The 24,327-nt window shown below is 56.7% G+C and carries 25 protein-coding genes and 1 riboswitch; of the genes, 18 read left to right on the top strand and 7 right to left on the bottom strand.

Features of this window, described 5'->3' with window-relative positions:
• Positions 1–17: 17 nt before the first annotated feature.
• The 3 genes from KUF54_RS05090 to KUF54_RS05080 form a co-directional block, all read right to left on the bottom strand.
• Positions 18–818, bottom strand: a complete 801-nt coding sequence (locus KUF54_RS05090; protein ID WP_219345582.1) for a DUF4198 domain-containing protein — start codon at positions 816–818, stop codon at positions 18–20.
• 172 nt (positions 819–990) lie between these two features.
• Positions 991–1,512: a DUF2271 domain-containing protein gene (locus KUF54_RS05085; protein ID WP_219345581.1), complete on the bottom strand. Its 522-nt coding sequence runs from the start codon at positions 1,510–1,512 to the stop codon at positions 991–993.
• A 25-nt stretch (positions 1,513–1,537) separates the two neighbouring features.
• Positions 1,538–2,188, bottom strand: a complete 651-nt coding sequence (locus KUF54_RS05080; RefSeq protein WP_219345580.1) for a PepSY-associated TM helix domain-containing protein — start codon at positions 2,186–2,188, stop codon at positions 1,538–1,540.
• Positions 2,189–2,576: 388 nt separating this feature from the next.
• Between KUF54_RS05080 and KUF54_RS05075 the strand changes: the two genes are divergently transcribed.
• From KUF54_RS05075 to hemP, 8 genes are all read left to right on the top strand, one after another.
• Complete coding sequence (locus KUF54_RS05075; protein WP_219345579.1) at positions 2,577–4,847, top strand: TonB-dependent siderophore receptor; 2,271 nt, start codon at positions 2,577–2,579, stop codon at positions 4,845–4,847.
• Between the two features lie 274 nt (positions 4,848–5,121).
• The gene (locus KUF54_RS05070; RefSeq protein WP_219345578.1) at positions 5,122–5,817 is read left to right on the top strand and encodes a Fe2+-dependent dioxygenase; all 696 of its coding nucleotides are present in this window, start codon (positions 5,122–5,124) and stop codon (positions 5,815–5,817) included.
• A gap of 11 nt (positions 5,818–5,828) precedes the next feature.
• Complete coding sequence (locus KUF54_RS05065) at positions 5,829–6,962, top strand: alpha-hydroxy acid oxidase (RefSeq protein WP_219346276.1); 1,134 nt, start codon at positions 5,829–5,831, stop codon at positions 6,960–6,962.
• 89 nt (positions 6,963–7,051) lie between these two features.
• Positions 7,052–7,345 carry a bacterioferritin-associated ferredoxin gene (locus KUF54_RS05060; RefSeq protein ID WP_219346275.1) on the top strand — a complete coding sequence of 98 codons (294 nt, stop codon included), beginning with the start codon at positions 7,052–7,054 and terminating at the stop codon, positions 7,343–7,345.
• 160 nt (positions 7,346–7,505) lie between these two features.
• Positions 7,506–8,246 carry an energy transducer TonB gene (locus tag KUF54_RS05055; protein ID WP_219345577.1) on the top strand — a complete coding sequence of 247 codons (741 nt, stop codon included), beginning with the start codon at positions 7,506–7,508 and terminating at the stop codon, positions 8,244–8,246.
• Between the two features lie 23 nt (positions 8,247–8,269).
• Positions 8,270–8,992, top strand: a complete 723-nt coding sequence (locus KUF54_RS05050; RefSeq protein WP_219345576.1) for a MotA/TolQ/ExbB proton channel family protein — start codon at positions 8,270–8,272, stop codon at positions 8,990–8,992.
• Between the two features lie 3 nt (positions 8,993–8,995).
• Complete coding sequence (locus tag KUF54_RS05045) at positions 8,996–9,412, top strand: biopolymer transporter ExbD (RefSeq protein ID WP_219345575.1); 417 nt, start codon at positions 8,996–8,998, stop codon at positions 9,410–9,412.
• Positions 9,413–9,702: 290 nt separating this feature from the next.
• Positions 9,703–9,912 carry a hemin uptake protein HemP gene (gene hemP, locus KUF54_RS05040; protein ID WP_219345574.1) on the top strand — a complete coding sequence of 70 codons (210 nt, stop codon included), beginning with the start codon at positions 9,703–9,705 and terminating at the stop codon, positions 9,910–9,912.
• Positions 9,913–10,180: 268 nt separating this feature from the next.
• Here the strand turns inward: hemP and KUF54_RS05035 are convergent, their stop codons facing one another.
• Positions 10,181–10,588 (bottom strand): heme-binding protein, encoded by a 408-nt coding sequence (locus KUF54_RS05035; RefSeq protein WP_219345573.1) that lies wholly within the window; start codon positions 10,586–10,588, stop codon positions 10,181–10,183.
• Between the two features lie 193 nt (positions 10,589–10,781).
• Here KUF54_RS05035 and KUF54_RS05030 point away from each other — a divergent pair, with 193 nt between their 5' ends.
• Both KUF54_RS05030 and KUF54_RS05025 read left to right on the top strand, forming a co-directional pair.
• Positions 10,782–11,474, top strand: coding sequence for a Bax inhibitor-1/YccA family protein (locus KUF54_RS05030; RefSeq protein WP_219345572.1), 693 nt, complete (start codon positions 10,782–10,784; stop codon positions 11,472–11,474).
• Positions 11,475–11,610: 136 nt separating this feature from the next.
• The gene (locus tag KUF54_RS05025; RefSeq protein ID WP_219345571.1) at positions 11,611–11,967 is read left to right on the top strand and encodes a hypothetical protein; all 357 of its coding nucleotides are present in this window, start codon (positions 11,611–11,613) and stop codon (positions 11,965–11,967) included.
• Positions 11,968–12,253: 286 nt separating this feature from the next.
• Here the strand turns inward: KUF54_RS05025 and KUF54_RS05020 are convergent, their stop codons facing one another.
• Positions 12,254–12,982, bottom strand: a complete 729-nt coding sequence (locus KUF54_RS05020) for an ankyrin repeat domain-containing protein (RefSeq protein WP_219345570.1) — start codon at positions 12,980–12,982, stop codon at positions 12,254–12,256.
• A gap of 145 nt (positions 12,983–13,127) precedes the next feature.
• Complete coding sequence (thiD, locus tag KUF54_RS05015; RefSeq protein ID WP_219345569.1) at positions 13,128–14,003, bottom strand: bifunctional hydroxymethylpyrimidine kinase/phosphomethylpyrimidine kinase; 876 nt, start codon at positions 14,001–14,003, stop codon at positions 13,128–13,130.
• Positions 14,004–14,079: 76 nt separating this feature from the next.
• Positions 14,080–14,201: riboswitch (TPP riboswitch) on the top strand.
• A 77-nt stretch (positions 14,202–14,278) separates the two neighbouring features.
• Between thiD and KUF54_RS05010 the strand changes: the two genes are divergently transcribed.
• The 7 genes from KUF54_RS05010 to KUF54_RS04980 all read left to right on the top strand — a co-directional run bounded on the left by KUF54_RS05010 (position 14,279) and on the right by KUF54_RS04980 (position 21,061).
• Complete coding sequence (locus tag KUF54_RS05010) at positions 14,279–15,373, top strand: FAD-dependent oxidoreductase (protein WP_219345568.1); 1,095 nt, start codon at positions 14,279–14,281, stop codon at positions 15,371–15,373.
• Between the two features lie 53 nt (positions 15,374–15,426).
• Entirely contained in the window at positions 15,427–15,624 is a 198-nt protein-coding gene (thiS, locus tag KUF54_RS05005; protein WP_219345567.1) for a sulfur carrier protein ThiS, read from the top strand.
• A gap of 18 nt (positions 15,625–15,642) precedes the next feature.
• Complete coding sequence (locus KUF54_RS05000; RefSeq protein ID WP_219345566.1) at positions 15,643–16,446, top strand: thiazole synthase; 804 nt, start codon at positions 15,643–15,645, stop codon at positions 16,444–16,446.
• Between the two features lie 11 nt (positions 16,447–16,457).
• Positions 16,458–17,399 carry a thiamine phosphate synthase gene (locus tag KUF54_RS04995; RefSeq protein WP_219345565.1) on the top strand — a complete coding sequence of 314 codons (942 nt, stop codon included), beginning with the start codon at positions 16,458–16,460 and terminating at the stop codon, positions 17,397–17,399.
• Positions 17,400–17,639: 240 nt separating this feature from the next.
• Positions 17,640–18,359: a Crp/Fnr family transcriptional regulator gene (locus tag KUF54_RS04990; RefSeq protein ID WP_219345564.1), complete on the top strand. Its 720-nt coding sequence runs from the start codon at positions 17,640–17,642 to the stop codon at positions 18,357–18,359.
• A 298-nt stretch (positions 18,360–18,657) separates the two neighbouring features.
• Positions 18,658–19,743, top strand: a complete 1,086-nt coding sequence (locus KUF54_RS04985) for a phosphotransferase (protein WP_219345563.1) — start codon at positions 18,658–18,660, stop codon at positions 19,741–19,743.
• A 43-nt stretch (positions 19,744–19,786) separates the two neighbouring features.
• Positions 19,787–21,061 carry an acyl-CoA dehydrogenase family protein gene (locus KUF54_RS04980; protein ID WP_219345562.1) on the top strand — a complete coding sequence of 425 codons (1,275 nt, stop codon included), beginning with the start codon at positions 19,787–19,789 and terminating at the stop codon, positions 21,059–21,061.
• An 87-nt stretch (positions 21,062–21,148) separates the two neighbouring features.
• Here the strand turns inward: KUF54_RS04980 and KUF54_RS04975 are convergent, their stop codons facing one another.
• Positions 21,149–22,909, bottom strand: a complete 1,761-nt coding sequence (locus KUF54_RS04975; RefSeq protein ID WP_219345561.1) for a methyl-accepting chemotaxis protein — start codon at positions 22,907–22,909, stop codon at positions 21,149–21,151.
• A 296-nt stretch (positions 22,910–23,205) separates the two neighbouring features.
• On the opposite strand from KUF54_RS04975, the gene prfB reads away from it, so the two are divergent.
• Positions 23,206–24,310, top strand: a protein-coding gene (gene prfB / locus KUF54_RS04970; RefSeq protein ID WP_219345560.1) for a peptide chain release factor 2 whose coding sequence is annotated in 2 segments (ribosomal slippage) — positions 23,206–23,286 and positions 23,288–24,310 — 1,104 coding nt in all. Because the reading frame shifts where the segments join, the coding sequence is not laid out codon by codon here.
• The last annotated feature ends 17 nt before the right edge of the window (positions 24,311–24,327 follow it).

Below are 24,327 nucleotides of genomic sequence, written 5' to 3'. Positions count from 1 at the left end.
ACTTAGAGCTGCTAACTTTAAGGCAGCACTTCCAGCGTGGCGATGTAGCTCAGGCGGCGCTCTGTCGCCTTGGCAACGCTGGTCTTGTTATCGGTGGCATCGGTATTGAGCCAGAACAGACCCGCGCGAGGGAACTTGACCTTGACTTGACCCTTGGCGTCAGTCTTGAGCTTCATAGCGTCCACGCTGTCACGGTAGCGAATGCCATCGGCCACCAGCTCCAGCTCCAGATCGGCAGCAGGCTTGCCGTCGATGTGGAACTCAAACGTGGCTTCTTCGCTGGCCACCAAGTCGTTGGGGTGGGTCACAGGCTTGAGCTCCAAGCCCTTGCCCGTCAGCGTAATGGCCGAAGGCTTGCCTAGCGACACAAAGGTCTCCATACGGCGCTGGTTCTCAGTCACGCGTACGTCCTTAGCGTCCGCAGGCATTTGCTTGACCACGTCATCCACCGAGCCGCGCAAGCGCTTGGTCTGGCCATTGGCGTCCTTGTAAGACCCCATAGCGCCGCCCATTTGCATGGCCACGCGGTAAGTGCCGGTCTTTTCGGGCTTGAAGTCGAACATGCTGCGCAGCTCGCCCTTGGCCACATTCTTCATCTCAACCGCCGCACCATCAGGAGCCGTGACCTTCACCGCATCAAGATTCAGCGGGCGGTGGTTAAAGAAGAACACATCGTTGGAAACTGCAGCGTCCACAGTCACCCAGTCCGACTTGGACAGCACGGTGCTGGAGGGCTTGAACCACAGGTCATGCGCCTGAGCGCCGAAAACGGTTAGCGCCAAAGCGGCAGCAGCGAGAGCACGTGTTTTGAACTTCATATCAGGTCCTTGAAAACAAAAAAGGATGACAAATCAGAAAAAGGGATAGCGCCGAAATCGGGCACCATCCAACTCAGAGACACTGAGCAAAAGCCGCCTTGCGGCGAGGCGTCGTCCCCTTGCGCAAAGCACAGGGGAAGGCGCAAAGCGCCTCAAGTGGTGAAAATCAAGCTCAAGGAGTGATGTTCAACTTAATAGCACCCAACTCAGTACTACCAGTCGCACTCAGGCTAGTGGCCTGCTTCATAGGCCATTCAAACGGGATAGACACCACCTCGCGGCCACCTACTTCACGGGCAGCTTCGACCATCAGCTTGTACTGACCGGGAGCCAGCTTGGGCAGCGGGTTCTTGCCTTCGGCAAAAGACAGGGCGTAAGTGCCGGCAGGCTTGGTGGGCTGGGTCACGCCATCCACCGGAAAGCTCAGCTCACGGCCAATGCGGCGCCACCATTGGCGCATGTCTTTGAGCCACTTGGTGCCTTCGCCATCTTTCATCTTGGCGTCGTACCAGACGGAAAGATTGGCTGCCACGCCGCCATCGGCCTTCTCCAGCCACACAGCCACATAAGGCTTGTGATATTCGGCTACTTGGAGCTGAGGCACGGTGACCGACACATTCAAGCCCCCTGCGATTGCGGGCAGACCGATCACGGCGCTCAACGCCACCGTGGTCTTGAAAATCCTCTTCGCCATTCTTTTTTCCTTCTCTAAATCCAGATCAATGTACCAAGAGCACCACCAGCAAAGCGGGCAAAACAAAACCCAAACCAACCATAGGCCATGTCATAGGCCGGCGCTGTGCGTGCATCTTCAAAATCAATAGGCCGGTGATACAAAACACCACGCAGCCCAGGGCAAATATGTCGATGAACAGGCTCCAAGCAGCGCCCGAATTGCGCCCTTTGTGTAAGTCGTTCAGATAAGAAATCCAGCCACGGTCTGTGGTTTCGTACTCCACAGCACCATCCTTTAAATCCACGCGCAGCCAAGCGTCGCCACCGGGGCGAGGCAGGGGGACATAAGCCTCGTCCTCGCTCCACTCCACCGCAAAGCCTTTGGCACTGACTTTAATTTGCTGCGCCAGCCAGCCATCGACATCGGCAGGCAAGGCCACTTCATTTTTAATAGCACTCTGCCCATTTAACTTCTGGGCTTGCTGCAGTTTTTCCAATAAATCGGCAGGCAGTCGCGCCTCACGCGTGAGCACCTTGGGATTCGATTCAATCTGGCCGGCATGGTTGAGAGTAAAGCCCGTCACAGCGAACAGCAGCATGCCGATCAAGCAGATCGCAGAGCTGATCCAGTGCCATTCGTGCAATTTTTTAAGCCAATACGCCCGCTGCGGAGCGTTGGAGGAAGCCGCTGTCATGGAAAAACTTTCAGGGAGTGCGAGCCGCCAAGCCGGGTCGAACCACAAACCAATAGGGCTGACCGGCGGCCAAGCGACCCAGCCGTACTTTCACAGCAAGTGTCGCATTCTAGTTGCCCAAAATTCTAAATGCATATCACTTTCATTTACTTTACTTTGCGTAAACAAAGCTAAGCCTTCGGCAGCAATGAAGACACTTCAAAACGTTGCGGCGTAAGCAAGTCGCTTCCGCCCTAAGGTAAACCCTAGATTTCACAAATAACGCGTTGCCCTGCGGCAACAGAGTCAACTATTTGTAGCGCGCAACTGAGAATCTAATCAAGAACCATTATCAACAAGATCTAGAATCCGCATGCTTTTTCATAAAACCATTGACTACTTCAAAAGCATGTTTAATAACTATCTGACTCCGACCGACTCCAATGGCTTGCGCTGCGAGCTCAAGCAAATCGTGATCGCCGCAGGCCTGTGCCTGATCGGCGCCAGCGCGATGGCTCAACAAGAAACGACGCTCTCCACCGTGAATGTGGAAGCGGCTGCTGAAAGCGGCTTCAAAGCTGAAACCAGTACACAAGGCAAGTTCACCGCACCTTTGCTGGACACGCCCAAGACCGTTCAAGTCATCAACGAAGAAATCATCAAGCAGACTGGCGCCACCAGCTTGCAAGAAGCACTAAAGTCCACCCCAGGCATTACTTTTGGTAACGGCGAAGGCGGCAATCCCACAGGCGACCAGCCTTTTATCCGAGGTATGGACGCTCAGTCCAGCACCTTCGTGGACGGCATGCGAGACATCGCCGCCGGCACTCGCGAAGTGTTTAACGTTGAGTCCATAGAGGTTATTAAGGGCGCTGACTCGGCCTATGCAGGTCGCGGCGGCGCAGGCGGCTCCATCAACCTGACCACCAAGAAGGCAAAGAACGAAAACTTCATCTCGGGCGACGTGGGTCTGGGCACCGACAACTATCTGCGTGGCACGCTGGACATCAACCGCAAGATCAACGAGACCACAGGTTTCCGTCTGAACGCCATGGGCCATAGTGCCGACATTCCCGGCCGCAACGGCCCTGACAACAAGCGCTGGGGTCTCGCACCTACCGTCACATTCGGTATGGGCACTGCAACCGAAGTGACTCTGGGTTGGCAGCACCTGCAGACGGACAACATGCCCGATGGTGGTGTTCCTTACCTGATCCCCAAAACCGGGGCTGCAGCACTGCCAGGTGGCTCAATCATTCGCCCGACGTATGGCAACAACCGCGACAATTGGTACGGTTTGACTGGACGTGACTACCAAAAAGAAAAAAGTGATTTGTTCACCGCATCGGTTGAACACAAATTCACTGACTCCAACAAAATTCGTAACAGCTTGCGTTACAGCAAGAGCGAGCAGGACTATGTCTGGACGCAACCCGATGACAGCAAGGGTAATGCCATCGGAGGCTTCGTGTATCGCCGTGGCAATGGCCGCCAAAGCGAAATTACAACGCTGCAAAACGTCACCGAATTGACCGGTAAGGCCCAGACAGGAAGCGTCGGCCATTCCTTCTCAGTTGGACTTGAATTGGCCAAGGAAAAATCTACCGTCAATTCGGCAAACTCTGGCATCTTGACTCCTAGCAACACATCCTGCAATGCGGCCAGTGCTCCATGGTGCGCCTCGCTGAACAATCCCAACAGTGGTGATGCTTGGACAACCCCCATTACTTGGAACCCAGACGCGACAAGAAACAAGGTAGACACTGTTTCCATCTATGGATTTGACACACTCAAATTCAACGACCAGTGGCTATTGAATGCGGGCATCCGCATGGATCACTACAAGGTCAATGCCGCAGGCCCCGCAAGCACCGGACGCACCCCATCGCCGGCTTACGACATTACCCGCAGCGACAACCTGTTCAACTATCAGTTGGGCTTGGTCTACAAGCCTGCAACCAATGGCAGCATCTACGTCAACGTAGGCACCGCTTCGCGCCCTGTCGGCTCCATGCTCAACAACGGTAACGACGAAGCAATGAACACAGTTGCTTTGGCTGACCTCGCTCCTGAAAAAACCCGCTCCACCGAATTAGGCACCAAATGGGACCTGATTGACAAACGCCTGGGACTGTCCGCTGCCATCTTCCGCAACGAAGTCACCAATGCACGCATTACCGACGGCACTGGCGCTACCGTCATGGCTGGCAATAAGACTGTGAATGGGTTAGAGCTGGGTTTCACCGGTCAAATCATGCCCGGCCTGAGCGTCTTTGGCGGCTATACCTACATGGATAGCGAGCAAAAGAACATGGGCCCGGGCAATGTCGCCAACGGCCTGCCCTTCCCCAATACACCCAAGCACAGTTTCAGCCTGTGGACCAGCTACAAGCCCATGGCTAAGCTGACATTGGGTCTTGGCATCTTTGCCCAAAGCAATGTGAACCAAGGCTACACCGCCTCTACTGCTCCAGCAGGCAGCGGCGTTGTGACACGCCAAGCCAATGGTTACACACGCTTTGACGCCATGATGGCCTACCAATTCAACAAGAACATGGCCTTTCAGCTGAACGTCTACAACCTGGGCGACAAGGTGTACTACAGCGGTGTGCGCTCGCCTCACTACGCCACCATGGCTGCTGGCCGCTCGGCAGTGGCTTCGGTCAAGTTCACGTACTAATTGAAACGTCGCCTGCGCTTGATTTAGCGCAGGTCTGCTTCAATGCATGACACGAAGCCTCGTTGGCCGTTGCAGCCAGCGGGGCTTTTTACATGCACACTTGGCACTTGAAGGCGCATTGCAGTCTTTGTAATGCCATTTCACACTGTTCAAAACAATAGCTTCTTGCGCCCTATCCATAAGCACTTCCATACCAAACTGACTTGAATAGCTTATGTATCAACCGGTAGCCGCTACGTTTTTTCCCAAGACTGACACCCCATAAAGTCTCACCATGCTGCTTCGCATCCCTGCTCTGCTGACCCCCGATGAAGTGCGTCACTGCCGCAAGGCGCTGGAGAGCGCCACTTGGCAAGATGGCCGAACCACGGCAGGCCATGTGGCCGCACAGGTCAAAAACAATTTGCAACTGCCGCTGGACAGCGCCACCGGTCAGCAAATTGGTGACCTAATTTTGGACAAGCTGGGCCGCAACCCCTTATTTATGTCTGCTGCATTGCCGCTCAAGGTGCTGCCCCCGCGCTTTAACCGCTATGAAGGCGGTGGCAAAGACGGCAATCACGGCTACGGCAACCATATCGACAACGCTTTTTTCACCATTCCGGGCACTGCCATCAAGGTGAGAACCGATGTCTCCACCACCGTCTTCTTCAGCGACCCTGAAGAATACGAGGGCGGCGAGCTGATGGTGCAAGACACTTACGGCGAGCAAAGCGTGAAGCTGGCTGCGGGCGATGCCATCGTCTACCCCGGCACTAGCTTGCACCGCGTCAACCCGGTGACCCGCGGCACGCGCTATGCCTCGTTTTTTTGGACGCACAGCTTGATCAAATCTGCCGAGCAGCGCCGCTTGCTGTTTGATCTGGACCAGTCGATTCAGCAACTCACGCAAGAGCAGCCCGAGCACGCGCGAGTCGCAGCCCTATCTGGCACGTACCACAACCTCCTTCGCATGTGGTCTGAAGCATGACTGTTGAACGCTTGAATGCCACAGGCCAGCCCGTCAAGCCTGCGCTGACGCAGATTCCACCCCATATCGGAAATTGGGCCGACTACGCTGCATTGGCACGAGAACATATGGAAGCCCATGCTTGGGCGCATTTGGAAAGCGGTGCCGATCAAGGGCTGACGCTGGCGCATAACCGCAAAGCTTTTGACCGCATTCGCCTACGCCCAGAGCCACTGGCCGATTTATCTCAAGCCCACACCCGGCAAAACCTGCTGGGCCAGACTTTGGATTGGCCGCTGCTGCTGGCCCCTGTGGCCTATCAAAAGCTGGCTCACCCCGAAGGCGAGCTTGACACCGTTTGCGCCGCCATGGCCATGCGTACCGGCATGGTGGTCAGCACGCTCTCCAGCTACACGCTGGAAGAAATTGCAAAGGCCGCACACAGGACGGCGCAAGAGCTGGGGCGCAGTGGCCCGCTGTGGTTTCAGCTGTACCAACAGGCGTCGCGCAAGCACACGCTTGAGTTAATTCGCCGCGCTGAAGCAGCAGGCTATCAGGCGCTGGTCTGGACGATTGATGCGCACATCAAGCGCTCCAGCTACCCACTGCCACCAGGCGTGGAAGCGGCCAATCTCCGCGGCATGCCCAAGCAGCGCCAGACCAGCGATTTGATGAGCGAGCACATTCTGTTTGGCACCGCGTTGGCCCAAAGCGCGCCCACTTGGGACGACTTGGTCTGGCTGCGAGAGCAAACCAAGTTGCCGCTGATCGTCAAAGGCGTGCTGTCTGCCAGCTCAGCCGCCAAAGCTGTGGAGTTGGGGGCTGATGCCATCGTCGTCTCTAACCACGGCGGTCGCGTCTTGGATGGGGCTGTGTCGCCGCTTGAGGTATTGCCCGCCATTCGCGCAGCCACGCCAGCTCATATTCCGCTGCTGATGGATAGCGGCGTGCGCTACGGCACCGATGTGATCAAGGCTTTGGCACTGGGCGCCAGCGCCGTAATGATAGGCCGCCCGCAAATGCATGCATTGGCCGTGGCTGGCATGCTGGGCGTGGCCCACATGCTGTATCTGCTACGCGCCGAGCTTGAGCTGGCAATGGCTCAAACTGGAATCCAAGCCATTGAAAATATTGATAAAAATCTCTTAACCACTTCTGATTTGTGATTAATTCGCTGGCATGCATTGCAAATGCGACGGATTCTCATTTATACTCAACCTATCACATCAATAGCCAGCAACAACTGCCTGTAGCCATGATCGTCTGTGTATGCCGCCGGGTTTCTGACCGAGAAATAGCACGCCACGCCCATGCGGGGATGAGCTTTGACGAAATCCAATTTGAACTGGGAGTCGCCACGCAATGTGGGCGCTGCGAAGGCTGCGCACGCGATGTGGTTGCCCAGTGCAGCGCGAGCCGCCCTATTGCGGCCATTCACAACGAAGCACATGCCTGTGCGCCGGTACAAACAGTTCAGCTTGCCACCAAAATTCTGGAGAGCAAAGCATGGCCCACCTCACTATCTTCTCAGCCCTTGTCGGCAGTCTGATTCTTGTGATGGCATGCTCATAGTGGATTTTTCGTGATTGATGGTGCTTAACCAGCGACCTCTGCGATTAATTTCTTTTGCCTTATAAACTCCCCCACTCGCAGTAACCAGCGCTTTTCTTTACTTGCTCCAGCATTCACTGGTGGCACTTTCCGCTCTTATGTCCCAGTCTGATCAATTTGCACCTGCCAGCGGCCTCAGCCGCAATATGGCAGTTGCTGGTGCGGTGGTGGTTGTGCACGCTGCTGCCCTGTGGGCCATGCAGCATGGCTTTGCCCAACAAAAACCAGCAGAGATAGTGATTCCCGCTAGCGTGATTGCAGAGTTTGTGGCGCCTCCTGCGCCAACGCCCGCACCGCCTTCCCCTCCGCCACCAGCAGCGCCCCCCAAGCCAGCACCGCAGCCTCAGCCGAAGGCTCAGCCCAAGACGGAGACAAAAAAAGCGCCGCCGCTGCCCAAGGCTATCAAAGACACAACGCCTGCACCTTCCGCCCCAAAGGGAGCATTGGAAGACAACGACAGCAAGGCTGACAATGCCCCACCGGCGCCTCCAGCGCCCCCTGCTCCACCAGCACCGCCCGCCCCACCTGCACCTCCCGCACCACCGGCCCCGGCTCAGGTGGAGCAGCCTTCAAGCAATGCGGCTTATCTGAACAACCCATCACCCGCCTATCCCTCGGTGAGCAAGCGTATGGGCGAGCAAGGCAAAGTGCTGCTGCGCGTTTATATCAACGCTCAGGGCCAGCCTGAGAAAATCGATGTCAAGCAGTCCAGCGGCTTTGAGCGCTTGGATGAAGCTGCAATCAACACTGTGCAACGCTGGAGATTTGTTCCCGGCAAGCGCAACGGTGTGCCCGAACCCATGTGGCACATTGTCCCCATCAATTTTGTTCTCAAATAATTCAGAAGTTCTCAGGAGTACCCATGGAATCCCAATTCGGCATTGCACACGTCTGGACACAGGGCGACTTCGTGACCAAGGCCGTGGCCATCATTTTGGTGGCCATGTCAGTGGCCTCTTGGCTGGTCATCATCATCAAGGCGCTGGACTTGATGAAGTTCAAAAAGTTCGCCAACCAATCGCAAGACTTTTGGCATAGTGCGGACATGGCCGCTGGCTTGCAAAAGCTGGGCGATGACAAGCAAAACCCATTTCGCTTCATGGTGCTCGAAGGCCGCGAAGCTTCTGCCCACCACCGCAAGACCAGCGCCCACCTCCATGACACCCTAGACATCAGCGACTGGGTGACCCGCTGCCTGCGCAATGGCATTAATGAGTTCACAGCTCGCCTGCAATCGGGCCTGGCCATTTTGGCGTCCGTCGGCTCTACGGCTCCGTTTATCGGCTTGTTCGGTACGGTCTGGGGCATTTACCACGCACTGGTCGCTATTGGCACCTCGGGCCAATCCTCGATCGACAAGGTGGCCGGCCCCATCGGCGAAGCGCTGATCATGACCGCCTTGGGTCTGGCCGTCGCCATTCCAGCCGTGCTGGGCTACAACGCACTGGTGCGCGGCAACAAGGGTATTTTGAACACGCTCAATAGCTTTGGCCACGACGTGCACGCCTACTTTGTGACCGGCGCCCGCGTTACCGTGGAAGGCCAAGCTTCTGGCAACGTACTGCCATTGAAGAAAGGCGCTTAAGCCATGTCATTCGGAACCATGGACGATGGGGACAGTGATGAGGTGATGAATGAGATCAATATGACGCCTTTGGTGGACGTCATGTTGGTACTGCTGATCATCTTCATCATCACCGTACCCGTGATGAACCACTCTGTGAATGTGGAGCTACCGCGCGCCACCAATCAGCCTGAAGAGACCAAGCCTGCCACTGTGCAGTTGGGTATCACCGCTGATGGCAAATACTCTTGGAATACGCAAGAAGTAAGCGACGAGCAGCTTGAAACCAACCTGCTGGCCGAGGCTGCTAAAGAGCCTCAGGCTGACCTGCATATTCGCGGCGATAAAGATGTGCGCTACGAACGCGTGGCTCAGGCCATGGCTGCCGCCCAGCGCGCTGGCGTCAAAAAGATTGGTTTTGTGACTGATCCCGCCAAATAATCAGCAGCCTAGCTCTGCAATCGACGGCCCTTAGCAAGGGCCGTTTTTTTATTGAAAATCAATATAAAAAGCCTACAGCCATTGATTTACATAGACCTTCTGCTATTAATTTAGATAATTTATCTCTCTCAATTCATGGCCACAACATGCTCGCTAAGTCCCCATTAGCCACCTAGGCCTTGCCGCGCTAGCTATTTTGCAAAATATTTACGAAATGAGAGTCGTTATCACTTGCAATTTAACTGAGAATCGTTATCATTAACTCAGTTTAGAAATTAAGGAGTTCCGGCATGTCTGCATCGCTTGTTGCGACCTCACAGCCCAGTCAACTTGGAGCCACACCGATGGTTGCTGCAAGCTCGGCAGCCATTGAAAACGTTCACATCGGCGTAGACAGTGCAATGCTGCTCAATGGACAAAAAGCCATCACCATTGTGCACAACGGTATGCCATACCGTCTGCAAGCGACCAAGCTGGGCAAACTTATTCTGACCAAATAGATTACTTCTAACCGTTTCATCGTGGGGCGACACCGAAAGTGTCGTATTCGCCAGCCACAGTTGCTGTAGAGCGCAAGCCCTCTCTTTCGCTCACACCTCAATAGCCACGCGCTTTTTACTCACAAGCATTCAAAACAAAACCCCTGCGCGCATCAAGCGGCAGGGGTTTTGTTTTTAGAACCGTTAGCACCAAACAGCTAACCAAAGGGTGTTGTGAGCGGCCCTTAATCTAGCCCAGTCGGGCAGAACCGCTCACACAAGGCTTGAATTACAGACCCAAAGCAGCAATACCTGCTTTGGCAACCTGTGCATCTTCACTGGCCTTCACGCCAGACACACCCACCGCACCCAAGATTTGGCCATCTTTAACGATAACTACGCCACCTTCGAGCAGACCATCCACAAAAGGCGCGCTCAAGAAAGCTGTGCGGCCATTGTTGATCATGTCCTCAAACGCCTTGGTGTCTTTGCGGCCAATAGCAGCAGAGCGTGCCTTAGCAGGGGCGATGTGCGCTGAGATCGCTGCAGCACCATCCATGCGTTGCAGCAGCAGCAAGTGACCGCCGTCATCCACGATGGAGATCGTCACAGGCCAGTTGTGCTTGAGCGCTTCGGCTTCAGCGGCTGCTGCAATGGCTTTCACGTCGGCCAGTTCGAGTTCATGCTTGGTCTTCATATAGGTGCAAAGCTCCGTTGTGATATCAATATAGAGAGGATATTCTGTACTTGGAAGGCCAAAGTAGATGCCATGCGCAAAACATTTCATCCTAAAACTGCCCCAGTGCATCCGGGTATTGCAAAAGCTTCTCAACACCCCCACCTAGAATGACAATGTTTTTACATAAATTTCCTGAAGGAGGAATGGCTACATGAACGAACAAGTCACCACACTGGGCACTGCGGGCTACGGTGTCTCGCAGCAAGAGCGCAACCGTGTCTTGCGCAACACATATTGGCTGCTGGCACTAAGCCTCTTACCTACCGTGCTGGGCGCTTGGCTGGGCGTGGCCACCGGCATCACCCGCTCGTTGACAGGCTTTACGGGCCTACTGGTGTTCATGGGCGGCGCCTTCGGCTTCATGTACGCCATTCAAAAGACCAAGCACACTGCAGCAGGCGTGCCTGTGCTGCTGGGCTTCACCTTCTTCATGGGCCTGATGCTCTCGCGCATGATCGGCATGATTTTGGGCTTCTCAAATGGTACACAACTGATCATGACGGCCTTTGCCGGCACGGCAGGTATCTTCTTCGTCATGGCCATGCTGGCCACGGTGATCAAGCGTGATCTGTCGGGAATGGGCAAGTTCCTGTTCGTCGGCGCTCTGGTGCTGATGGTGGGCGGCATCATCAACGTGTTTGTCGGCTCTAGCGCTGGCATGATGGCTTTGTCTATGCTGGCTATCGGCATCTTCTCTGCCTACATGTTGTATGACCTCAAGCAGATCATCGACGGCGGCGAAACCAACTACATCAGCGCTACCCTGTCGCTGTACTTGGACCTGTTCAACGTGTTCCAGAGCCTGCTGGCACTGCTGGGCATCATGGGCGGCGAACGCGACTAAGCGCCTTCAGGCGATTGCCTGAATGTCTAAAAAGGAGTGCCCTGTGCACTCCTTTTTGTTTGCGCCAACTTGAATGTTGAGAGATATTTCAAGCTCAGCCTCAATTTTTTCCAGCGCTTGCCGATACCCAGACAAGATGAAGCCAAACCACCTCTCCCGCGCGCTTGCCATTGCCCTGCTGCCCCTGGTGCTGGCAGGCTGCAAAATCGAAGACATTCCCGGCCTAGGCCCGGACCCACGCGCTGTGGCGAAAGATTCTGAGGCCAAGGCCATAGGCGGCGCCTGCCGCCACGCCATGCGTGGGTTGGAAGATTGCTACGTACTAAACCCCAAAGCATCCAAAGCGCTGGTGTTTTCAGGTTGGAAGGACATGGATGAATACATGCGCACCAACAAGATGGAGGGCGTTCCCTCCGTACTAGGCCAAAACGCGGCTGAAAAACGCAGCGCCCCAGAGCCTGAGAGTAGCTCCAGCCGCAATAACCGCAGTTAAGCCGTATCAGCAGAACTAAAAACCGTAGCCACAGTGCTGCGGTTTTTTATGGACGAGTCCTACCTTCTCTCATGCTGGGCATTATCTCTACCGCCTGGGGCCTTATGTGACGACGGCCGTGGGCTCGGCCCTGCCTACCTTTGCGGTGGCGGCGGCGGCAATGCGTCATTTGCAACACCGCGCGGTAGCCGCCTCATCGCACTACAAGCAATTACAAGCAATCACTATCAAAACAATAGCTTCAAGCCTAGATGATTTATGCACTTGAAGCTTGTTTTCATTAAAGTCAACGCGCACCCGCTGCCTGCAGAAGGTGTACGACTTCAGTCTGATTGCGCTGACGGGCGTGGGCCAGCGCCGTCACACCGTTCTTGTCGGGCAGGTTAAGGTCTGCTTTGGCCTCAATCAGTGCTCGGATGATGGCCTGATGCTCGGGCCCGACTTGGCTTAGCACCACAGCCTCCATCAGGCATGTCCAGCCCAAGCGATTGACATGGTTCACATCCACGCCTGCGGCAATCAGCACCTGCACTGTCTGCACATGGCCGCGCTCGCAAGCCGGTATCAGCGCTGTGCCTCCAAAGCGGTTGGTGATTTTGAGATTTGCCCCATGCGATAGCATCAAGCGCACCAACTCCGTGCGGCCCAGCGCGCCTGCCAGCAAAAAAGCGCTGTCATCGATCACGTTCTGAAAATTGGGATTCGCCCCATTCATCAGCAGCAATCGCGCTACCGGCACATGGTTGCCGCGCACAGCCAGCAGCAGCGGCGTGTCAGTAAGAAGCCACTCATGGGCATCTACCTCAGCGCCCTGTGCCAGCAATTGCTGCACTTTGTCAGCATCGCCCGTGCGAGCAGCGTCCAGCAGTTGTCCATTCAGCGACTTGGCATTGATGAGCAACACGTCCTCCTTACTCACTTTCGGCTGAGCCTGAGAAGGACTGCTGCAAGCACTCAGCAGGGCTGCAGCCGTCATGACAGCAGCGCACAGAGAGAAACGTTGAACCATCTGCATCGCACTCTCCCTTATGAGGACTAAGAGCTGCTAACACAACCCAGCAAACCGCAGGTTTGCGTTTGAGACGAGGGGCGAAGCCGCAGGCAGTACAAAAGGTACGACAAGGCGAAGCAACGACGTATCAAGGGTGGTGTTAGCGGCTCTAAATAATCAGCTGTTTGCACGGCGCATAGCCGTGGTTCAGCGGGCCCTGGCCATGGCCTGTATATACATCGGCTCCAGCTTCAATGGCGCCGAGGATATAGCTGCGCGCTTCGGTCACCGCTTGCTCCAGCGCCAGCCCTTGCGCCAAAAACGAAGCAATCGCCGAAGACAGCGTGCAGCCCGTGCCATGACCGTTGTGCGTGGCAATGCGCTCAGACTGCAAGCGCAAATAATCTCCAGCGCTTTGCCCTTGCTGACCCAGTACATCCATCACCACATTGCCGCTCAAATGCCCACCCTTGAGCAACACTGCCGGTGCGCCCATGGCGAGCAAATCTGCTACTGCGGCATCCAGTGCAGGAATGCCATCAATGCTGCGCCCCAGCAGCAGTGCAGCTTCATCTAAATTAGGCGTGATGACCGTGCACAGTGGAAACAGCTCTTTGACCAAGGCCTGCGCCGTCTCGGGAACAATCAAACGATCACCGCTGGTGGCGACCATCACCGGGTCCAACACCACGCTCTTGAGGTTATGACGACGAATCGCATCTGCCACAACGGTCACGACTTCAGGCGTGGCCAGCATGCCGATCTTGACAGCATCCACACCAATATCCTCCACCACGGCATCAATCTGGCCTCGCACGGTATCGAGTGGAATACCGTGAATGCCAGTCACGCCCAACGTGTTCTGCACGGTGATGGCGGTAATTGCGGTCATGCCATAGCAGCCAAGAGCCGCGAAGGTCTTAAGGTCAGCCTGAATACCCGCGCCGCCGCCACTGTCCGAGCCAGCGATGGAGAGCACGCGCGCATAGCGCTTAGGGGCAGCGCCGGAGTGGGGGGCGGTATGGATGGATGCAGTCACTGTCATAAGGGAAAATTATCCCCCATACGTATGGTCCATCATGGTCAATACGCTGTGTTTGCGGTTGTGCTGTAATCCCCGACGGACGAAACAGGGGTGTCCAGCAAGAAAAAGTGCTTGCGAGGACTGAGAAACACCCTGAGGGCCCTGCCCTCTGCACCCGATCCAGATCATGCTGGCGTGGGGAGTTTCACAAGCTGCAAGACATGCCGCGTTTTGTCCTGCATATGACCATGGGTCATATGCATGGCTGAAAAACGAATTGCATACGTCTTTGCTTTATGTCATTGCTACAAGCTTCTTCAAAGATCGCCATTTTGGGCGCCGGCCTCATGGGGCGCCTGCTGTCGCTGGCATTGGCCCAGCGCGGTCACTCCATCGATCTGTATGACGCCCATGGCCCGCAAGGCGATGGCGCTGCCGCACGCGTGGCCGCCGCCATGCTGGCGCCGCTGGCCGAGTCGGCCATTACCGAGCCCGGCGTGGTGCGCATGGGCCAGCACGCTTTAAAGCGTTGGCCAGAGCTGATTGGCCAGCTCAACCAGCATGTGTTTTTGCAACAAAACGGCACGCTGATTCTCTGGCACCGCCAAGATCAAGGCGACGCTGCCCGCTTTTTCGGCCTGCTGGAGAAAAACCGCCGCATCAACCCCAGCCTGCCGGCTATGGAAGAAAAGACGGGCGCTGCGCTGCAAGAATGCGAGCCCGCTCTGCAAGGCCGCTTCAATCAGGCCGTGTACCTTCCAGGTGAAGGCCAGTTGGACAACCGCCAGCTGCTGGCTGCGCTGGTAGAAAAGCTCACCGCACTGGGCGTCAACCAGCACTGGAACAGCCCGCGCGAGTTAAGTGACTTCCGCCCCAGCGAGACAGGTCAGCCCGATTTCGTCTTCGACTGCCGGGGCTTGGGCGCCCGCACGCAGTGGAAAGACCTGCGCGGAATTCGCGGCGAGGTGGTGCGCATTCATGCACCCGAAGTCACGCTGGCCCGACCCACTCGTTTGATTCATCCGCGCTATCCCATCTATATCGCCCCCAAGGAAGATCATCTGTTCGTTATTGGCGCAACCGAGATCGAGTCCGACGATATGTCGCCCGCCAGCGTGCGATCGACGCTGGAGTTGCTATCTGCCGCCTACACCGTGCACCCCGGCTTTGCCGAAGGCCGGATTGTGGAGATAGCTACCCAATGCCGCCCCACCCTGCCCGATAATCTGCCCGCCGTGCGCCTGATGGCCCCGCGCACCATGGAAGTCAACGGCCTGTACCGCCACGGCTTCATGATCTCGCCCGCCATGCTGGACGTGGTGCTTGAGCTGGTGGACCACAATGACTCCCCATTGGCGCGCCAATTTGATGTCGCCATTCACCGCGCCTGAACTTTGATTTCAAGCTTTAAGTTCACGCCAGCCTATTTTTTCGTTGTAAAGCCATGAAGATCACCCTCAACCAGCACGCCACCGACCTGCAAGCCAACGCCACCGTGGCCGATGCGCTGGCGCAAATGCAGGCCAAGCCGCCATTTGCCGTGGCGGTCAATACGATTTTTGTGCCAAAAACTCAATACGAAAGCTGTGTACTGAGTGACGGCGACAAGATGGAAGTTATTTCCCCCGTGACGGGTGGTTGAAACCAACAAAAACAAATCATGAACACCAAGACTACCGACGACGCACTGGTTCTGTACGGCCAGCGTTTTGAAAGCCGATTGCTGCTGGGCACCTCACGCTACCCATCGCCTGCCATTTTGGAAGCTGCTGTTGAGCGCTCCAAGCCCGCCATGGTCACAGCTTCTCTGCGCCGCCAAGGCAGCAATGCCGCAGAGACGGGCGCCAGCTTTTGGGAGTTGCTGCGCAAGCTCAACGTGCCCGTGCTGCCAAATACCGCAGGCTGCATGACGATTCAAGAAGCCGTGACTACGGCTCAGATGGCCCGTGAAGTGTTTGATACGCCTTGGATCAAGCTGGAGTTGATTGGCGACGACTACACGCTGCAGCCCGATACGCTGAATCTGGTCGAAGCCGCCTCCATCCTCATCAAGGATGGTTTTCAGGTGCTGCCTTACACCACCTACGACTTGGTGCTTTGCCAGAAGCTGGTGGACGTGGGCTGCCAAGCCGTTATGCCCTGGGCTGCGCCCATTGGCACGGGCCGTGGCCCTGTCAACCCCTACGCCATGCAGATGCTGCGCGAGCGCCTGAAGGTGCCGCTGATTGTGGATGCCGGTCTGGGCCGCCCATCGCACGCCTGCACAGTGATGGAATGGGGTTATGACGCGGTTCTGCTGAACACCGCCGTCGCGCTGTCGGAAGACCCCGTGGTCATGGCCGGCGCCTTCTCGGATGCCGTCAACGCCGGTCACGCCGCTTACCGCGCAGGTGCCATGGCCGAGCAGAAATCGGCCCAGCCCAGCACCCCTGTGCTCGGCACCCCTTTCTGGCATCAGGAATAAAGGCAGCCGTCATGGACTCCGCAGAAATTCAGGCACTGACACAAGCCATCATTCACCAGCATGGCGCAGCCTTTGGCGCCCAGTTGCACCACGATGCCAATTCGGTCGAGCTAACACCCCAGCCCTTACCGCCTGCGCTGCGTAACGAGCCTGCCTATCTGGCGGCGCTGCAAGCTTGCAGTGCGCTGGGCTTTATTGCCGTGGATGCGGAAACGCTGGCCCAAGCCTGGCAACGCCAGAGCGAGCGAACCAACCAGTTCGACGCTACGCACTGGCCTGATGAACCGCGTGACTTTGGCCTGAGCAGCGCTGCCCCCGCGCAGGCCTTTGCCCACTGCCCGCGCAATCTGGGCCTATATGGCGTGCTTCCCACGGCCGAATGGGTGGGACGCATGGCTCGCGCCGGTGTGCCCACCGTGCAACTGCGCTTCAAGTCCGATGACAAAGCCGCTGTGGCCCGCGAGATCAAGGCCGCTGTGCAAGCCGTCAAAGGCACGAATGCACATCTGTTCATCAATGACCATTGGCAAGCCGCGCTGGATGCGGGCGCCTACGGTATCCACGTCGGGCAAGAAGATCTGGATGTGATCGGCCGCCGCGATTTGGAGACGATTCGCACGTCTGGCACACGCTTTGGTGTCTCAACCCATGGTTACGCCGAAATGGTGCGCGCCCACGCCGTGCAGCCGAGCTATATCGCGCTGGGCGCGGTCTTTCCCACAACACTCAAGAAGATGGCGACTGCGCCCCAGGGCCTGTCGCGTCTGGCCGCTTATGTGCGTTTGATGAAGCAGTACCCGCTGGTGGCCATTGGCGGCATTTCTGAAGACATGTTTCCTGCCGTGCGCGCCACCGGTGTGGGCTCGATTGCTGTGGTGCGGGCTTTGGTCAACGCACCTGACCCAGAAGCCGCTGCCAAAAATTTGTTGGAGCGCATGCAGGCTGCGGCATAAAACAATCACTACAAAAACAATAGCTGCTTGTGCTTGATTGATAAAGACATGTAGCGCTTTTACTCAAAACTCTTCTGAATGCCCGCAAACCAGCGGGCATTTTTGTTTTTGGTCGCTCGATGGGTCAAAAAATCTCGCTGACAGCGGACGCACAAGTGACAACCCTGAGGCAAACACCCTCATCAGTCTTGGTCCCACACGCGACAATGAGGCGATTACCAGTCACGCATAAGACAGAACATGGACGAACCAATTCTTAGTATTGAAGAACGTGAGGCGATCAACTCTGGTCGCTGGTTTTCATCCCTTTCGCCCTCTTTGCGGCACGACATTCTTCGATGCGCTTACGTCAAACGATTCAAAGATGGTGCACTTATCTGCGCACGCGGCGAACCGGCCGAGGAATGGATTGCCTGCGCGCGCGGTGCCGTGCGCGTCAGCTCCACATCGATCACGGGCAAGCAAATCACGCTGACCTATGTGGAGCCGGGGATTTGGTTCGGCGATGTGGCCATTTTGGATGGAGACAAGCGCACGCACGATGCCTATGCCCATGGCGAAACCACGCTGATGTGCATCACCAAGTCGGACTTCAAGCGCATCCTGACCGAACACGTGGAATTCTCCGAAGCCATCTTGCGCTTGAACGCTCGCCGCGTGCGCCAGCTCTATGGTTTGGTGGAAGACCTCAACACCTTGCCGCTGCGTGCACGTTTAGCCAAGCAGCTGCTGCACCTCACACGCAGCTATGGCGTGATGAGCCTGTCAGACAGCAGCGAGATTCGCATTGGCCTGCATCTAGCGCAGGAAGAGCTGGCCCAATTGCTTGGCGCATCGCGCCAACGTGTGAATCAGGAACTCAAATCCATGGAGCGCGAGGAAGTCATCCGTATCGAGCCGGGCGGCCTCATTGTGCGCGACCGAGCGACGCTGCTGCGCATCGCCGATACAGAGCATTAGGACTCCCCTTGAGCCGCTTTGCTTGCGGCCATCAGAGCTGGCCTTGCTTCAGTCTGTCCAAGCCTTCAGCCCCCTCTCTCGCTTCGCGGGAGGGGGACGACATCTTCGCGGCAGGGCGGTCCTTGCTTGATGTCTCTGGCTTGGATCGCGCCAGTTTTCACAGTCCGCTTTCTTCTCGCTTCTTTGCCGCGTTCTGCGGCAACTCCCTTCCCTTTCACGCATTCGCTCGCTGCACCTCTTGTGCCGCGTGGCAGGCTGCGCCCTGGCCATCAAAAATCGAACAAAGGATTAAACCGGCATGAGCACTTTTGACCATTTCGTCGGCACCCGCGCGGTTTCCGATCAGCATGCTTTTGATACCGAGGTGATGACGGCTTGGCTGATTCAGCATGTGCAGGGCTTTGAGGGACCGCTGCAGGTGGAGATGTTCAAGGGCGGCCAGTCCAACCCCACGTACAAGCTGATCACGCCAGCCAAAAGCTATGTGATGCGCGCCAAGCCCGGCCCGGTCGCTAAGCTGCTTCCCTCTGCCCATGCCATTGAGCGAGAGTACCGCGTGATGAAAGGGCTGGCCGGCACCGATGTGCCAGTACCCCATATGTATGCGCTGTGCGAAGACGAATCCATCATCGGCCGCGCATTTTACGTCATGGAATTCATGGAAGGCCGCGTGCTCTGGGACCAGTCCCTTCCCGGCATGACGCCCACTCAGCGCGCCGAGATCTATGACGAGATGAACCGGGTGATTGCGGCCCTGCACAGCGTGAAGTTTGCCGATCAGGGTCTGACCGACTATGGCAAGAGTGGCAACTATTTTGAGCGCCAGATTGGCCGCTGGAGCAAGCAATACGTCGCCTCCGTCACCCAGCCCATCCCGGCCATGGACAAGCTGATGGAATGGCTGCCCGCCAATATGCCCGCCAGCGCCAGGGATGAGAGCCGCGTCTCCATCGTGCATGGAGACTACCGGCTGGACAACCTGATGTTCCACCCCACCGAGCCGCACGTGATCGCCGTACTGGACTGGGAGCTGTCCACACTGGGCCACCCGCTGGCCGACTTCAGCTACCACTGCATGAGCTGGCATATCCCGGCCGAGCTTGGCCGGGGCATTGCCGGTATTGATATTGAGGCGCTTGGCATTCCCGCCGAGGCCGACTACATCCGCCGTTACTGCGAGCGCACGGGCCTGCAAGACATCGCCACGCTGCACCGAGACTGGAACTTTTATCTGGCCTACAACATGTTCCGCATCGCGGCCATCTTGCAAGGCATTGCCAAGCGTGTGGAAGCCGGCACGGCCTCCAGCGCGCAAGCCAAGGCCTCTGGCGACACCGCCCGCCCCATGGCCGAGCTGGCTTGGTCCTTCGCCCAGCGCAGCTAAATCTTTTTCACGCCATTTCTTCGTTGAACAACAAGGAGCACTCATGGACTTCGACTACTCGCCCAAGACCAAGGACCTGCAGCAACGTTTGCTCAAGTTCATGGTCGAATACATTTATCCGGCAGAGAAAGACTATGCCGCCGAGTTGCTCGCCAACACCGCCGCAGGCAAGCGCTGGACGCCGCTCGAGACCATTGAAAAGCTCAAACCCAAAGCCCAGGCCGCAGGTCTATGGAACCTGTTTTTGCCTGTGGACAGCGCCGAAGCCTCGGGCTATCACGGCGCAGGCCTGACGAATCAGGAATACGCACCGCTGGCAGAAATCATGGGCGCTGTGCCCTGGGCCTCTGAGGTTTTCAACTGCTCGGCCCCCGACACCGGCAATATGGAGACCATTGCCCGCTACGGTAGCGACGAGCTCAAAGACCGCTGGCTCAAGCCCCTGCTGGAAGGCAAGATCCGCTCCGCCTTCGCCATGACCGAGCCTGAAGTCGCTTCGTCTGACGCCACCAATATCTGCACCCGCATCGAACGCCAGGGTGATGAGTACGTCATCAACGGCCACAAATGGTGGATCTCCGGCGCAGGCGACCCACGCTGCGCGGTCTACATCACCATGGGCAAGACCGACCCCGAAGCTGCCAAGCACTCGCAGCAGAGCATGATCATCATTCCAGCCGATGCCAAGGGCATCCGTATCGCTCGCCCGCTCAACGTGATGGGCTATGACGATGCGCCCCACGGGCACATGGAGATGTATTTTGAAAACGTGCGGGTGCCCATCGGCAATATCCTGCTGGGTGAAGGCCGTGGCTTCGAAATCGCTCAGGGTCGCCTTGGCCCCGGCCGTATTCACCACTGCATGCGCCTTATTGGTCTGGCCGAGCGTGCGCTAGAACTGATGTGCAAGCGCGCCAGCAGCCGCACGGCTTTTGGCAAGACCGTGGCCCAGCAAACCGTGACGCAAGAGCGCATTGCCGAGGCGCGCTGCAAGATCGACATGGCCCGGCTGCTGACGCTCAAGGCCGCATGGCTGATGGACGTGGCTGGTAACAAGGTCGCCCGTACCGAGATCGCCATGATCAAGGTCGTCGCCCCCAGCATGGCCTGCGAGGTTATTGACTGGGCCATGCAGGTGCATGGCGGCGGCGGCATGTGTGATGACTTCCCTTTGGCCTACGCCTATGCGGCTGCGCGCACACTGCGCTTTGCCGACGGCCCGGATGAAGTGCACCGCAACGCCATTGCCAAGTGGGAACTGGGTAAATACGGCAGCTACGGCAAGAACGCCGAAGTACCGGTGACGCGCGGCGGCTAAGTTTCAGCCAGCACTTTAAAGCGCCCCGCATGCCATTGGCTGCGGGGTTTTTCTTTGAGCAAAAACCACCCAGTCAGATCTACAACTTTAAAAAGTCTCCCATTCGTCATCACCTGCCGTCGTGCTGAGGGGTTTGGACTTGGCAACAGGCTTGCTGACGGACAAAACTGTCGGGCTGCCTGCCGCTTTGCCCGCAGGCTTGATGGCAGGCCGGGCCTGAACAGGAGCAGTCACTCGAGCGGGAGTCTGGCGAAAATGGCTAGCCGGTGCCAAAGCGGGAGCGGCCTGCATTGCAGCCTGAGCGTCAAGCTTAAAGAAGCTCACCGTCTCAGCCAGTGCAGCCGCCTGCACACGCAGCGCGTCGGTCGCTGCGGCTGCTTCTTCCACCAGCGCGGCATTCTGCTGAGTCATCTGATCCATCTGCATGACGGCTTGCGACACTTGCTCAATGCCCGAGGTTTGCTGATGGCTGGCCACCGAAATCTCGCCCATGATATCGGTGACGCGGCGCACGCTCATCACGATCTCATCCATGGTCTTGCCAGCTTCACCCACCTGGCTGCCGCCTTCTTGTACCTTGTTAACAGAGTCATCAATCAACTGCTTGATCTGCTTGGCTGCCTCAGCAGAGCGCTGGGCCAGAGTACGCACTTCAGAAGCTACCACGGCAAAGCCGCGTCCCTGATCACCTGCGCGGGCAGCCTCCACCGCTGCATTGAGCGCCAAAATATTGGTCTGAAAGGCGATGGAATCAATCACGCCAATGATGGCCACAATCTTGCGCGACGAATCATTGATGGCCGACATGGTCTGCACCACCTGCGCCACCGTAGCACCGCCGCGCACGGCAACCTGCGATGCAGCAGTGGCCAGCTGATTGGCCTGCTGGGCGTTGCCCGCATTTTGCTGCACGGTAGAAGTCAGCTCCTCCATGGAAGCCGCAGTCTGCTCCAGCGAGCTGGCCTGCTCCTCGGTACGCGAGGACAAATCTTGGTTACCGCTGGCAATCTGACTGCTGGCCGAGGCAATGGAGTCCGTACCCTGGCGCACCTGGCCCACAATGCGCTGCAAGCTGGTGTTCATGTCTTTGAGGGCCTGCAGCAGCTGGCCAATCTCATCACGGCTTTGCACCGTGATTTGGGCACTAAGATCGCCCCCCGCAACCGCTTGCGCCAGCTTGACAGCCGACTCCAGCGGCTTAGAGATGGAGCGCGCAATCGTCACGGCAAGCAGCAAGCCTAAGGCAATAGCGCCTAGCAACAATGCGATGACCCACAAGCGGGCGGTCTCATACAACTCATCACCGGCCTGATTGGCAGCTTCTGTCGCATTCACATTGATTTCAGCCAATTCATTGATTTGGCCATTCATTTTTTGAACAACAGCGAGCAAATCGACCCGCAAAATTTCACTTGCTTCATCACTACGCAGCTGACGTGAGTAATTAATGACCTGCGCAATCAGCTCAGCATAAGTTTGCGATTGCTTGACCACACTAGCCAGCAACTCACGTTCTTTCTCTGTTTTTGCGTATTTAGCAAACTCCTGCTGATTTTTCTGCAATTCATCCCAGACCTTTGGCATGGTTTTTTCATAAATCTCCATCTCTGCCGTCGTCTGAGCAATGACATGCTGCATGGCTTGTGCGCGGTAGCGCTGCAACAGGTAACGCATATCCTGCAATGCCTTAGCGCTGGGTAAGCGTTGACGAGCCAAATCAGTGGCGGTGCTGTTAACGCGCTCAATCTGAATCAGTCCATACAGACCTGAAACGGCACTTATCGCCAAAAGCAGCACAAAAGACAAAAGCAGCTTATGGGCCAGCTTGAGATTGCGAAAAAATGTCATGACAAAGGAATAAGTGGGCTAATAGCCGTGGAGAACTGCTGGGAGCAGAAGTGCAGAAGGCAGCAGAGCCTTTGAAAAAGACAGCTCAACTAGGTGGAGGCGAATTCCATCCAGAGAATGCTACTAAAGGTAACTCATTTACCCATAAAGATTTTCGCGTTCATTGACATATCTCTTATTCAAAATTTCGCGCTTTTCATACTGAAAAGCCCCTAGCCAAGGCCATTGCCTCCCCACAGCTCCACGGCATGAGAAAATCTGCAGTTATTTCTCAACAAGAACACTACGGAATCATCATGGAAGCAGAACGCGTCAACTCTATCGGCAACAACCTCGAAGATCTGGCCGCTCGTACGGCCGATCTCCGGAGGTATCTTTGACTACGATGCTAAATACGAACGCCTGCGCACAGTAAACGCCTCGCTGGAAGATCCTGCCGTCTGGAACGACCCCAAGAAGGCGCAAGAGCTGGGCAAGGAAAAGAAGTCGCTAGACAACGTCGTGTTGACGCTGGAAAAGCTGACGGGTGAGTTGACTGACAACGCTGAGCTGTTCGAGATGAGCAAGGAAGAAGGCGATGACGCCGGCCTTGAAACCATCGAAGCCGAAACCGCCAAGCTCAAGCCGCTGATCGAAGAACTCGAGTTCCGCCGTATGTTCGGTGGCGAGGCGGATCCGCTGAACTGCTTTATCGACATTCAAGCCGGTGCCGGCGGCACCGAAGCCTGTGACTGGGCCAGCATGCTGCTGCGCCAGTACCTGAAGTACGCAGAGCGCAAAGGCTTCAAGACTACCGTCGAAGAAGAAACCGCTGGCGACGTGGCCGGTATTAAAAGCGCAACCATCAAAGTTGAAGGCGAATACGCCTACGGCCTGCTGCGCACTGAAACTGGCGTGCACCGCTTGGTCCGCAAGAGCCCGTTTGACTCGTCCGGCGGCCGTCACACCAGCTTTTCTTCGCTGTTTGTCTACCCTGAGATTGATGACTCTATCGAGATCAACATCAATCCGTCTGATGTGCGCACCGACACCTACCGCGCCTCGGGCGCCGGTGGTCAGCACATTAACAAGACCGACTCTGCCGTGCGCCTGACACACATTCCCACCAATATCGTGGTGCAGTGTCAGGATGGCCGCTCGCAGCACAGCAACCGTGATGTGGCATGGCAACGCCTGCGCTCGCGTTTGTATGACTACGAGATGCGCAAGCGCCAAGAAGAGCAGCAAAAGCTCGAAGACACCAAGACCGATGTGGGCTGGGGTCATCAGATCCGCTCTTATGTGCTGGACAACAGCCGCATCAAGGACTTGCGCACCAACGTTGAAGTTTCGGCCACCCAGAAGGTGCTGGACGGCGATCTGGATGTGTTTATCGAAGCCTCGCTCAAGCAAGGCCTCTGATCCTCGAAAGGAATCGA

It is taken from the genome of Comamonas sp. Y33R10-2 (genome assembly GCF_019355935.1).
Taxonomy (GTDB): domain Bacteria; phylum Pseudomonadota; class Gammaproteobacteria; order Burkholderiales; family Burkholderiaceae_C; genus Comamonas.
Note: the sequence above shows the minus strand (reverse complement) of the source record. Positions and strands in the feature narration are given on the sequence as shown.

Coding starts and splice junctions, on each gene's coding strand:
- KUF54_RS05090 (WP_219345582.1), bottom strand. CDS start 818: ATGAAGTTCAAAACACGTGCTCTCGCTGCTGCCGCTTTGGCGCTAACC.
- KUF54_RS05085 (WP_219345581.1), bottom strand. CDS start 1,512: ATGGCGAAGAGGATTTTCAAGACCACGGTGGCGTTGAGCGCCGTGATC.
- KUF54_RS05080 (WP_219345580.1), bottom strand. CDS start 2,188: ATGACAGCGGCTTCCTCCAACGCTCCGCAGCGGGCGTATTGGCTTAAA.
- KUF54_RS05075 (WP_219345579.1), top strand. CDS start 2,577: ATGTTTAATAACTATCTGACTCCGACCGACTCCAATGGCTTGCGCTGC.
- KUF54_RS05070 (WP_219345578.1), top strand. CDS start 5,122: ATGCTGCTTCGCATCCCTGCTCTGCTGACCCCCGATGAAGTGCGTCAC.
- KUF54_RS05060 (WP_219346275.1), top strand. CDS start 7,052: ATGATCGTCTGTGTATGCCGCCGGGTTTCTGACCGAGAAATAGCACGC.
- KUF54_RS05055 (WP_219345577.1), top strand. CDS start 7,506: ATGTCCCAGTCTGATCAATTTGCACCTGCCAGCGGCCTCAGCCGCAAT.
- KUF54_RS05050 (WP_219345576.1), top strand. CDS start 8,270: ATGGAATCCCAATTCGGCATTGCACACGTCTGGACACAGGGCGACTTC.
- KUF54_RS05045 (WP_219345575.1), top strand. CDS start 8,996: ATGTCATTCGGAACCATGGACGATGGGGACAGTGATGAGGTGATGAAT.
- hemP (WP_219345574.1), top strand. CDS start 9,703: ATGTCTGCATCGCTTGTTGCGACCTCACAGCCCAGTCAACTTGGAGCC.
- KUF54_RS05035 (WP_219345573.1), bottom strand. CDS start 10,588: ATGAAGACCAAGCATGAACTCGAACTGGCCGACGTGAAAGCCATTGCA.
- KUF54_RS05030 (WP_219345572.1), top strand. CDS start 10,782: ATGAACGAACAAGTCACCACACTGGGCACTGCGGGCTACGGTGTCTCG.
- KUF54_RS05025 (WP_219345571.1), top strand. CDS start 11,611: ATGAAGCCAAACCACCTCTCCCGCGCGCTTGCCATTGCCCTGCTGCCC.
- KUF54_RS05020 (WP_219345570.1), bottom strand. CDS start 12,982: ATGCAGATGGTTCAACGTTTCTCTCTGTGCGCTGCTGTCATGACGGCT.
- thiD (WP_219345569.1), bottom strand. CDS start 14,003: ATGACAGTGACTGCATCCATCCATACCGCCCCCCACTCCGGCGCTGCC.
- KUF54_RS05010 (WP_219345568.1), top strand. CDS start 14,279: ATGTCATTGCTACAAGCTTCTTCAAAGATCGCCATTTTGGGCGCCGGC.
- thiS (WP_219345567.1), top strand. CDS start 15,427: ATGAAGATCACCCTCAACCAGCACGCCACCGACCTGCAAGCCAACGCC.
- KUF54_RS05000 (WP_219345566.1), top strand. CDS start 15,643: ATGAACACCAAGACTACCGACGACGCACTGGTTCTGTACGGCCAGCGT.
- KUF54_RS04995 (WP_219345565.1), top strand. CDS start 16,458: ATGGACTCCGCAGAAATTCAGGCACTGACACAAGCCATCATTCACCAG.
- KUF54_RS04990 (WP_219345564.1), top strand. CDS start 17,640: ATGGACGAACCAATTCTTAGTATTGAAGAACGTGAGGCGATCAACTCT.
- KUF54_RS04985 (WP_219345563.1), top strand. CDS start 18,658: ATGAGCACTTTTGACCATTTCGTCGGCACCCGCGCGGTTTCCGATCAG.
- KUF54_RS04980 (WP_219345562.1), top strand. CDS start 19,787: ATGGACTTCGACTACTCGCCCAAGACCAAGGACCTGCAGCAACGTTTG.
- KUF54_RS04975 (WP_219345561.1), bottom strand. CDS start 22,909: ATGACATTTTTTCGCAATCTCAAGCTGGCCCATAAGCTGCTTTTGTCT.